Origin of the sequence: Candidatus Megaera polyxenophila, from assembly GCF_029982035.1 — a bacterium.
GTDB classification, from domain to species: Bacteria; Pseudomonadota; Alphaproteobacteria; order Rickettsiales; family Rickettsiaceae; genus Megaera; species Megaera polyxenophila.
Genome location: NZ_CP104168.1, coordinates 89,778 through 99,577 on the forward strand (window position 1 = coordinate 89,778; position 9,800 = coordinate 99,577).

At 35.1% G+C, this 9,800-nt stretch carries 7 protein-coding genes and 4 pseudogenes; 2 read left to right on the forward strand and 9 right to left on the reverse strand.

What is annotated here, in order from left to right:
- Nucleotides 1–614: 614 nt before the first annotated feature.
- The 4 genes and pseudogenes from N3Z16_RS11590 to N3Z16_RS10795 form a co-directional block, all read right to left on the reverse strand.
- Nucleotides 615–703 (reverse strand): annotated as a pseudogene (locus N3Z16_RS11590) (IS6 family transposase); the annotation flags it as partial.
- Between the two features lie 994 nt (nucleotides 704–1,697).
- Nucleotides 1,698–2,582: a hypothetical protein gene (locus N3Z16_RS10785; protein ID WP_282487242.1), complete on the reverse strand. Its 885-nt coding sequence runs from the start codon at nucleotides 2,580–2,582 to the stop codon at nucleotides 1,698–1,700.
- Nucleotides 2,583–3,782: 1,200 nt separating this feature from the next.
- A pseudogene (locus N3Z16_RS10790) lies at nucleotides 3,783–4,790 on the reverse strand (IS91 family transposase).
- Nucleotides 4,791–4,863: 73 nt separating this feature from the next.
- On the reverse strand, nucleotides 4,864–5,118 hold the full coding sequence (locus N3Z16_RS10795; protein WP_282487244.1) for a hypothetical protein: 255 nt from the start codon (nucleotides 5,116–5,118) through the stop codon (nucleotides 4,864–4,866).
- Between the two features lie 297 nt (nucleotides 5,119–5,415).
- On the opposite strand from N3Z16_RS10795, the gene tnpA (N3Z16_RS10800) reads away from it, so the two are divergent.
- Complete coding sequence (tnpA, locus tag N3Z16_RS10800) at nucleotides 5,416–5,847, forward strand: IS200/IS605 family transposase (RefSeq protein WP_282487246.1); 432 nt, start codon at nucleotides 5,416–5,418, stop codon at nucleotides 5,845–5,847.
- Between the two features lie 338 nt (nucleotides 5,848–6,185).
- Here the strand turns inward: tnpA (N3Z16_RS10800) and N3Z16_RS10805 are convergent.
- From N3Z16_RS10805 to tnpA (N3Z16_RS10820), 5 genes and pseudogenes are all read right to left on the reverse strand, one after another.
- A pseudogene (locus tag N3Z16_RS10805) lies at nucleotides 6,186–6,773 on the reverse strand (IS6 family transposase); the annotation flags it as partial.
- A gap of 100 nt (nucleotides 6,774–6,873) precedes the next feature.
- Nucleotides 6,874–7,308 (reverse strand): MFS transporter, encoded by a 435-nt coding sequence (locus N3Z16_RS10810; RefSeq protein ID WP_282487247.1) that lies wholly within the window; start codon nucleotides 7,306–7,308, stop codon nucleotides 6,874–6,876.
- Between the two features lie 46 nt (nucleotides 7,309–7,354).
- Entirely contained in the window at nucleotides 7,355–7,663 is a 309-nt protein-coding gene (locus N3Z16_RS11595) for an MFS transporter (protein ID WP_410519651.1), read from the reverse strand.
- A gap of 106 nt (nucleotides 7,664–7,769) precedes the next feature.
- The gene (locus tag N3Z16_RS10815) at nucleotides 7,770–8,048 is read right to left on the reverse strand and encodes an MFS transporter (RefSeq protein WP_282487248.1); all 279 of its coding nucleotides are present in this window, start codon (nucleotides 8,046–8,048) and stop codon (nucleotides 7,770–7,772) included.
- A gap of 147 nt (nucleotides 8,049–8,195) precedes the next feature.
- Nucleotides 8,196–8,633, reverse strand: coding sequence for an IS200/IS605 family transposase (tnpA, locus tag N3Z16_RS10820; RefSeq protein ID WP_282485546.1), 438 nt, complete (start codon nucleotides 8,631–8,633; stop codon nucleotides 8,196–8,198).
- Nucleotides 8,634–8,892: 259 nt separating this feature from the next.
- Here tnpA (N3Z16_RS10820) and tnpA (N3Z16_RS10825) point away from each other — a divergent pair.
- Nucleotides 8,893–9,336 (forward strand): annotated as a pseudogene (gene tnpA / locus N3Z16_RS10825) (IS200/IS605 family transposase).
- The last annotated feature ends 464 nt before the right edge of the window (nucleotides 9,337–9,800 follow it).

The following is a 9,800-nucleotide window of genomic DNA, read 5'->3' on the forward strand; positions in this document are numbered from 1 at the left end:
AGTGTTGCCCTAAAGGCGAAGTGTGTTTCCCTATCCACTTAACTACATAAATCTAATATAAACCAATCGGTTTTCTTTGTGCCGTTTTTCATGTGCGTAATAGTTCATAAACTCCCTTTTAAATTTCATTACTTTCTCTTTTTCTTCTTCCCTACTATCCCATGCTTAAAGGCATTCTTATTACCTTTCGGAGCACCATCGCCAGTTCTTTCTCCGTGCATTCTACAGCATTTTGCCTGTAACTTTCGCCACGATGGGCTTTTTCCACTATCAAAAACGACGCAATTTGATCGTAATAATCAATTACTGAGATTGGTCATAAAAATCGCATTATTTTATAGTATAGAATTTCAAAATTTGTAACCAGAAAAATTGTTAATCAAAACTTTGAAAAATTGATTGACAAAATGAATTACAAGCCTAATGAAATTATGGTTCATCGCATGTATATTTGAAGATGTGTTTTTTGAAGTAAAACTCAGATTTTGAACGACTGTGCTGCCATTAACATTTTAAAATTCTCAAAAGTAGAAGCATTTATTGTGCTACCAATAATTTGTCCTTTTTGAATTATACGGATATTCTCAGCGGCGATAGTAAGCATTTAGCAGAGAAAAGCTTTTAAACCCAAGCATCGGCTTAGTCCGCTTCTTAATAAATCACTGATCCTGCTCTATAATATTGTTGAATATTTCACTTGACGGCGAACTCTATTTGCTTGTCTTCCAGGTAATCTTTATTGGCGCTATTAAGTGCGGATATATTACTACCGCTTTTATCAATTGTTACTTTCTCTGACGCTCGTTATTCTTAGATGCTACGGAAAAATGCTTTGCTTAGCAGCTGCGTCCCTATACTTTCTAAGCAAAAACTCTATGGTACCAAGTAGTCCCAATATTCTAAATAGTAACACTACCATTTACTTTAATATAAGTTTCATCATTCTCGCTCCTTTACCTACTGGGCTTCTTATATTTTCTCTGCTCTCATATCTATTAGGATTACCAACTTTATAGTCTACTGGTGACGAAAACTATATCTTAGATGGCTTGCGCTTATCTATTAATGCTATGATGCACGTAACATCGCAATCTATATTACTATAACAGGATCTTCGTTTTTATCATCGTTATCATATATTTACATGATGGCGGAAAATAATATATAGGTACTTGCGACACCAAAAAACGTGTTAGGAACTGGTGTACAGACGCTGAGAAATGATATAAGGTAAATGGCGATTGTATCGGCAACACTTATCCTGCACCGGACTCATTCTCAACATATTAAATTAGTGAATTTGTTCAGAAAGCTAAGAAGATCATCTAAAATTACGGGGAAGATTTCGATACAAAAAAATGTAGGGTGAACGATTTATGACAGGATACTTCGTTCAACTGTGACAATGTTGCAATTGATATGGTCGCGATACCATCAACAAAAACACCTGGCGCTCATGAAGATGACTTGCTTAAATATTGGCTGAGGCAGAAGCACAACTTGATAACGACTTCTGGTCGCAAAATCAAAGCTTTCATCTCTCAGATGAGAAGAAGTGATTCGTCTACTGCTTTGGCGCAGCGTGATCATTGCATAACTCTTGTTGTTCATAGTCCCTAGCTTGGAGAACCATTGATTATTTCTGAAACTTCGTCTGGGCAGTGTCTCTCTCTTTTCTGGTCTCATCCCATTAGTCTCTATCCATTGCTTAACAAAAGAGTTAGGAGCTTGTACTCAATAGTTTTAGCCTGCTCATCAATGATAGGAACTAGCTTACTAAACCAGTTATTGTAAATATGAATGCCGTATATTTCTCTCAGCTTCCTACTGATATCTCCCCAAATGCCTTGTTGTAATGTCGGCATGACGGGAGTTCCTTTTGTCCGCACCTCGTCATAGCCGTTTACTTGCCGACAAGTATTTTCTACTACATACTCCACGCTTTCTATGTTTACCTCTCCGCTAGAATAGATAGACTTAACCTGATTTAAAACTAAACCAGTTTCAAACTCGTTTAATTGGCAGTCGGCTCTTAAGTAAATTTTTACGATACCGCCTAATACCACAAAATCCTTAATGTTTGACAGTAGTACATAAGCTTTTAGAGACTCAAGAACATTGGAAATCCTTGCTTTTAGCTGGTTCTCAGGGCAAACATGGGTAATCGCCATTTGTTCCACTTCGGCTAAATATTGTTCTAGCTGCTTTGTTTTGTCTATTTCCCTTTGATTTATTGGAGTGATGTTTGCTTTTATGCGGAAGTTATCGTTACCCGTCTTAATGGCATCCCGCTTCTCGTATTTTAGACATGTGCCGAAATACGCCATAAATTGAGCTTTCGAGCAAAACCTGTTATCCAGTCGTTTTGACATATTTAGGAGTATCTCATTCATCGCATTTAGCCTAAAGTCTCGCCCTGACAGGCTTTGCAACTTATCGCCGTCCTCCTTAGTTAGTGGGTAATGGTGCTTTAGGTCTTGAGGCTCTTTGTACTGGTTAAACGATGCAATTTGCTTTACGCTCGAGTTAGTAGGTTTTTTCCGCTCGTTAGCAGGTCTAGTTTTTAGCTTAGTAGATTTCACAGGTTCTTTTGGAAGTTCTACTATTTGAGGTTCTGTATTTTTCCTCTTGTTTGATTTCTTGAGTATTTTGTGAAAGAGTAGATTCGTGCGCATGCACGTTAGATCTAATATATTCAATATCTTTATTTTCTATAGATGTATCAAAACTCGGCTTGATTGCTAGGTTTGAGGATTCGTCTCGCTTAATAACTTGAGCGGTAGAATTATCTTCTTTAGATACTATTTCGTCTTTGTAATCGCAAATTCGTAACTATGGCGATATGTTTTGTCAACAGTAATAGAATTATGGTAGGTAATATCTAGGACAGATTCTAATTGCTTTATGATATTACAATTTTGCCCTCTTTTACAAAAGGTAATTGTAGAAATATACTTATGATTAAGGATGACACGCTCGCCTTTTTTAGTTTTTGTATAACGGGCGCTGAATATCTTTTTGCATCCTTACTTAAGTGCTTAGCTTTTTCACGGATAGCTTTCCTGTTAGCTCTCTTTATCTTATCCCAGTTAATATAACTCTTGATAACGGGCTTTCTCTTCCTTAAAGGAGTAAAGTTTGCATAGCTGGTCTTGGTTAATTTGAGCTTCCTGCTCTGTTCTTAATGCTACATTAGACATTTATGTTTGTTTTGTTAAATTCATTTTAAACTATTCACTTAACAAAAATAAACAAAAGGGGTTGACTAGTAAGAAATACTCTACTATTCTAACAACTACGTTTGTTTTTGTTAGTTAAATAAAAATAAACGGGTTGACGTATCACTCGATACATCGGGTTAATGTGCGAAAGTTTTTATTTGCGATCGGGGGATTTTAAATAATAAGCTTTCTTAGTAATCGGTATGTGTTCTACATATGCTGTTTTTTCTTATGTTCTAGTATAGGAATTTCAAAATTTGTAACCAGAAAAATTGTTAATCAAAACTTTGAAAATTCGTTTAATAAAATGTAGTTACAAGCCACAATATTAGAAATTATCAACACTTTTATAAAAATCTCTGCCAGAATCTATCTAAAAATAGGTTCAGTTTTACAAATTATGTGGCTAAGACGTGAAAGAAGTGTTCGCCATAATGATGTTATCTAGGCGTTGATAATAATTCATTGATTCTTATTAATAACAATGGCGGAGATAAACCGTAATAAACTTGCCGCAGATTCATACATTTATTGCAATTATAGCAAAACAGAGGATCTATTTTAAAATTCAACCAAATCATTAATCTCAACTAATGAGCTTAGTTTTCTTATGAACGATTTGATTAATTGCCTTAATATACGATAAGTGATAACGCCCCTAGTTCTATTAGATAAAAAACCGTAATACCTAATCATTCGAAAATAACGATCTGGTATATGCATAATCAGACTAGCTATGAACTGCATCACGGGCATAGTTATGCGATCAATTGTAATTATTATAGTGATCAAGAAATTTAAACGTTACCTGCTTTCCGTCGTAATTTTCTATTCTTGTCTCGGAAATAGGGGGCGTTTTATATACCGCCCTAAATATTCTATGTTGCGTTTATGATCATCCGATGGTTTTTTTGTAACAACATACCAACTGATTTCGTATAAACTACTCATCCAGTTATTAAAATTCTCAGCATTTTGATATGCGGACGGCAACTTCAAATTACTTGAGATATATTGAAAGCGAAATAACTCAAGGACTCTATGTCTCCACATTTTTTTAATAGGTTCGGCAGGAAAAAATAATTTTTGCCACTTGCCTTTGCTATTTATACCGCCGCAAGTAACCGATAAATGGATATGAACATTGCGTTTTAAATCTCTACCGAAAGTGTGTAAGGCAGTAAATATACCAACCACAAGATTTTTCTTTGTAGCTATCTCCTTAATAATTCCTGCTGCAATACCGGAAATCAATCCAAACAGATCACGATTGAGCCAAAATATCGGCCATAAAGAGTCCGGCATTGTAAATGTAATGTGCTGCCATCGTGTTTTTGGTAGAACATTGCTAGCCTTACTCACCCATTGATCCGTTTGTTTCTTACCACAACGAGAACAAAACCTACCTTTACAGCTGAATGCTACCGATTTATTGCGGTTACAATCACGGCAGCTATAACGTTTAAATCCTAAATATTTCGTTCCACACGATATAACTTTAGTGACGTTGAAAATAATGCCGTATCTTAGCTTGCCGTATTTTTTAGCGAAATCGAGACCAATTACCACGGTCTAGAAAAATATGTTTTATAGATATTCCTTTACCGACTATTTCCATAAATTACTTATAGTTAATGTTTTCTTACCAAGGAATCTTTCTTCCTTTGCGTTCTAAAATCAAATTCTTTACAATCAGGGCAATAGTAAACAGAATTATACTTATGATTGGAGATATTTTTCGCAACATTATCCAGAAAGCCTTGGCTATTTCCTTATCTCCTTCGGAAAAAATCTTTTTGATCCTGCTGTAAGGAATTGCTTGCTCTTTAGAAATGGCCTTAAGAGTTTTTACCGCTAATTCATTGACCAAATGCTGCTCAGAGTGCAAGTTACTCATAACTCAATTATATATTATCTTATGTATGTCTAACATTCAGTCTTTATAACTCAAGTTAAAACAAATCAAATACCAGTATTATAATCCTCCATAAATATTTATCGGTCAAGAGTATCTTCTTTTAAGCTGCCACCGATAGGTGGCTTATCTTGTTTTGTTAATGTGTGTTACTGATGATAATTGTGAATCAAAGAAAGTCAATTCTTTTTATGTAGTTAAGTGGGATAGGGTTAACACCCTCGCCTTTAGTCGAACACTTTAGTATTATAAGTTACTAGAGAAGAGGAGATGTAGCTTATGGAATATAGAAAAGGTTCGCACAGTATATATGATCTGAAGTACCATGTAGTATTTTGTACGAAATACAGATACAGAGTTCTAACCGGACAAGTAGCTGATAGAACTAGAGAAATTATTAGAGAAATATGTGCAGCAAATTACATAGACATAGCAAGTGGCAGCATGAGTCCAGATCACATGCATTTACTACTGTCGATACCCCCAAGTATTTCCGTATCAAAGGCAGTACAATACATTAAGGGAAAAAGCAGTCGGAAATTACTGCAAGAATTTGAATTACTGAGAAAACGCTACTGGGGTCAACATCTCTGGGCTAGGGGGTATTTTGTTGTTACGGTTGGTAATGTGAACTCAAATGAAGTGCAAAAATACATAGAGGAACAAGAAATGCATCATAAGAGAGATGATTTTAAAATATCGGAGTTTTAGCGTTTACGCTTTTAATCCGCTTTGCAAGCGTTGACCAAACTACCGGCTTTAGCCGGTAGTAATTGATGCAATTCAATTGCTTTGAGTTTTTTTCTGATTCGTTTTGATTCAGTTTTGGCTTATGTAGTTTGTTGGTATTATTATTACCGGCTTTTACGTTAGTATTATCGACCTTAGGTAATTCACTTTTTGTCGTACCGTGTCCCTGCTAATTGTCGCAATTTGTTTTGTACCTCAGGAGATCACTGGCTCTGTCGCATCTATATTTGAGGAATGTGTTTTTGAAGTAAAACTCAGATTGTGGACGTTATGCCGCCATTAACATTTTAAAATTCTCAAAAGCTTTTAAAGCCAAGCATTGGCTTAGTTCGCTTCTTAATAAATCTATGATCCTGCTCTATAATATTGTTGAGATATTGCACTTGACGCACCTCTATTTGCTTGTCTTCCGGCAAAACTTTATTGGCGCTATTAAGTGCGGATATATTGCTACCGCTTTTATCAATTGTTACTTTCTTTGGATGCTCATTATTCTTGAAAGCTTTGCGAAAAAATGCTTTAGCAACCTCTGCGTCTCTATACTTTCTTAGTAAAAACTCTATGGTATTACCAAGTGAGTCTACTGCTCGGTATAAATAAACCCAACTTCCATTTACTTTAATATAAGTCTCATCCATTCTCCAGCTATTACCTACAGGCTTCTTATATTTTCTCACTCGCATGTCTATTAAGGACGCAAACTTTATGACCCACCTTTGCAGCGTAGCGTGGTCTATTGTAGCACCCCTTATACCAGCTATTTCCTCTAAATCCCTATAGCTTAAAGAGAATCTACACTTCATATAAACAAATAACATTATTATCTCTGGTGAAGAACAAAATCCTTTGAAATATTTGTGTAGTTTCGGGGAAATGTGAAAGGGTATTCTGATAATTTTTTAACTCAGTATATCTAATTTTAAAGCTTGCTGGCAACACGTGCGACAGAACCTCATTTTATCCCCAAAGCAATACAAGCACGATCAGCTATTTTAATAGCAATTTTTTATCTTTGTTAAAAACTTGAGCTCCGACTATAAAAAATAATAGTAGACCAAAGCACATAACCAAAATAGTAGAACTAGCATTGCCGCGGTAAAAATAACCGGCAATTTGCAGACCAAGTGCAGTGGTAATTAATCTAGTAGATAAAATTAAAGCAGATATATGTGCTTTAGCTTCTGGTATAACTTCAAATGCCTCTGGCCATAACTTGTGTAATGGAAATACGGAACCTATGGCAAAAAGTTGCATGACGGCACTAAATATCAAAGCGTTGCGGGTATTACTAATTATTAGCACAATAGATACAAGCAGAAAAAGTACCAAGCAAGTTAAACTAAATATAAGACAGTTCTTGGCGCTGAATTTATTCAATAAGTAATTACTAGCAAGACTTAATACACCGAAAACGCTTAACATTACCGCTTGATATATCCCGAATTCTTCAAGCGAAGCCCCGAATCCTTCAATATAAATGATAGGTGCAATCCCTATGAATACCCAGTATGGTTGAGTTAAAAAACATATAGTTAAAATATAATAACATGCTTTTTTTAGATTTTAAAATATCTAAATACTTACTTGAAGTAGATGAGTAAACATGAGAACTACTGGTTTTAGGAATAAATAGAAGGCTCAATATTAAGCATATGACACTTAAAACTAAAAGCGCTATAAAATTACCACGCCACTGAAAAAATAAATTTATATAACTACCTATTATAGGTGCAGTAGCAATGGATAGAGTAATAGTGCCATTAATCATACTTAACATTTTTTTTGTTGATTTTCAGGAGCAACACTATCCGAAACCAATAAATAGCACAATACCGATGGTCCTGAAATACCTACTCCCTGTAATAATCTGCCGAATAATAAACCTACATAGCTATTCGCACATACACAGATCCACTGCCGATTATAAAGATTAACAGCCCCACTAAAATAACGGGTCTTCTTCCGTATTTATCGCCTAAATTGCCTACTATAAAAGTGGTAACGCAATGAGCCATAAAATTTAAGCCGAGTAATAATTCAACCATAAATGGAGAGAGCGTAAACGCTTGCCGCAAATCCGGAAAGCTCGGAACTAGTATATCAATTTCAATGCCTGATAAAATCTCGATAATTAGGATGGTTATAAATTGTTTAGCGGACATACTCGTTAATACCGATCTTACTTAATGATAGTGAATAAAGTGATTTAGTTAATACCGTAAGTTCTTATGTTGCCATAAATCAACCACTTTCATCTGAGAGATGAAAGTTTGATCTTTGCGACTAGAAGTCGCTTATCAAGCTAAAGCTCATTCTAGCCTAATATTTGAAGTAAAGTCGGTCTCATGAGCGTCAGTGTGTTTGTTGATATATTCGTTAATCATATCATCTGTAACATTACCGCTAGTTGAACTGAAGTATCCTCTGCCCCATAAATGTCTACCCCAGTATTTCTTTTTTAGTATCGGAAATTCTTCCTGTATTCTTTTAGATGATCTTCCCTTAGCTTTCTGAACAAATTCACTAATTTTAATATGCGGAGGAATATTTGCAAATATATGGACATGGTCGCTTGATACAACGCCATTTTCTATCTTTATACTCATTTCCTCAGCTACCTGTAACACTAGTTCCCGAACACGTTTTTTTATGTCGTAAGTAAGTACCTTATAGCGATATTTCGTTATCCATACTATATGATAACGATGATAAAAAACTGAATGTGATCTTTTGTTATAGTAAGTCATAGACTTATGATGCTACCGCATCATGGCGCATTAGACAAGCTAAAGCTTTTCCATCTGGAAGATGGAGGTTTTCACCACCAAAGGGACTATAAACCGGTAGACCAGTAAAAATTAATCACAAACTTAAAAATAAATATATAAAAGCACTCGAAAGAAAAAGCCATATACAAACTCCTAACGGGATTAAACTAGTGATCCATGGGATTCTATTCAATCTCTTTGGGTATATTCCCCGCCGCTTGCGGCGTAATATGGAGGAATGAGCAAATATATACATAAAAGTCACAATGTGACCGTGTTGCTGTATCACATGGTATGTCTGGCAAAATATCGCCGAGTGGTATTTGATGTATCAGTCGACCAAGTATTACGAGAAGTATGTTTAGATATAGATAAGAGATATCAGATAAAATTTTTAGAAATAGGAACTGACGAGGATCATGTGCATTTTTTAGTACAATCCGTACCAACCTATAGCGTAACAAAAATAGTAACGACAATTAAAAGTGTTACGGCTCGTCAAATATTCTGACTATGCCCATATGTAAAGAAACAATTATGGGGTGGAGAATTTTGGACTGATGGATATTTTACGAGTACAGTAGGTAAGCATGGAAATGAGAATATGATAGGAAAATACGTAAAAAATCAAGGCAAGGAATATAAGAAGCTGCATGAGGATCACCAGTTAGCTTTCTTCTAAAATACCCAGCTGCTTGCGGCGGGGATTTCTTTTATTTGGCTAATAATCTAACTGCGTGAGCACTGACATTATCTGACTTGATAGTTTGTCTGAGTTTAAGATTTTCCAGTATAAGTTCCTTTATTCTTTTTAACAAAAGACATCAGATGGCCATTATTACACGTTCCCTACCCTCAGGCTTAAAATAAGAAATTAGCGAAATAGTCTCTATAATGGATAGCTTATATTTTGTTGTACTTGGCATTTGTAACGATTATGTCTAGATAAAGCCTAGAGTCATTACTTGGCAATTTGTATAAGTAAATTAGCAATGGTATCTAGTTCAATTTTGTTAATGGAAGGATTATTTAAACTATTAAACTCTTGTACCAAAGCAAATATCTTATCTATTTAACCTTTTTCAAGATAACTGTGCATTAATTCTCCTTCTGGCTCAAAGAATACCTTTTTTGTTATTTTGATGT

What these genes read in the sequence shown, in the direction of transcription:
- N3Z16_RS10795 (WP_282487244.1), bottom strand. Translation starts at nt 5,118, where the DNA reads ATGAGTAACTTGCACTCTGAGCAGCATTTGGTCAATGAATTAGCGGTA.
- tnpA (WP_282487246.1), top strand. Translation starts at nt 5,416, where the DNA reads ATGGAATATAGAAAAGGTTCGCACAGTATATATGATCTGAAGTACCAT.
- N3Z16_RS10810 (WP_282487247.1), bottom strand. Translation starts at nt 7,308, where the DNA reads ATGTTAAGCGTTTTCGGTGTATTAAGTCTTGCTAGTAATTACTTATTG.
- N3Z16_RS11595 (WP_410519651.1), bottom strand. Translation starts at nt 7,663, where the DNA reads ATGTTAAGTATGATTAATGGCACTATTACTCTATCCATTGCTACTGCA.
- N3Z16_RS10815 (WP_282487248.1), bottom strand. Translation starts at nt 8,048, where the DNA reads ATGTCCGCTAAACAATTTATAACCATCCTAATTATCGAGATTTTATCA.
- tnpA (WP_282485546.1), bottom strand. Translation starts at nt 8,633, where the DNA reads ATGACTTACTATAACAAAAGATCACATTCAGTTTTTTATCATCGTTAT.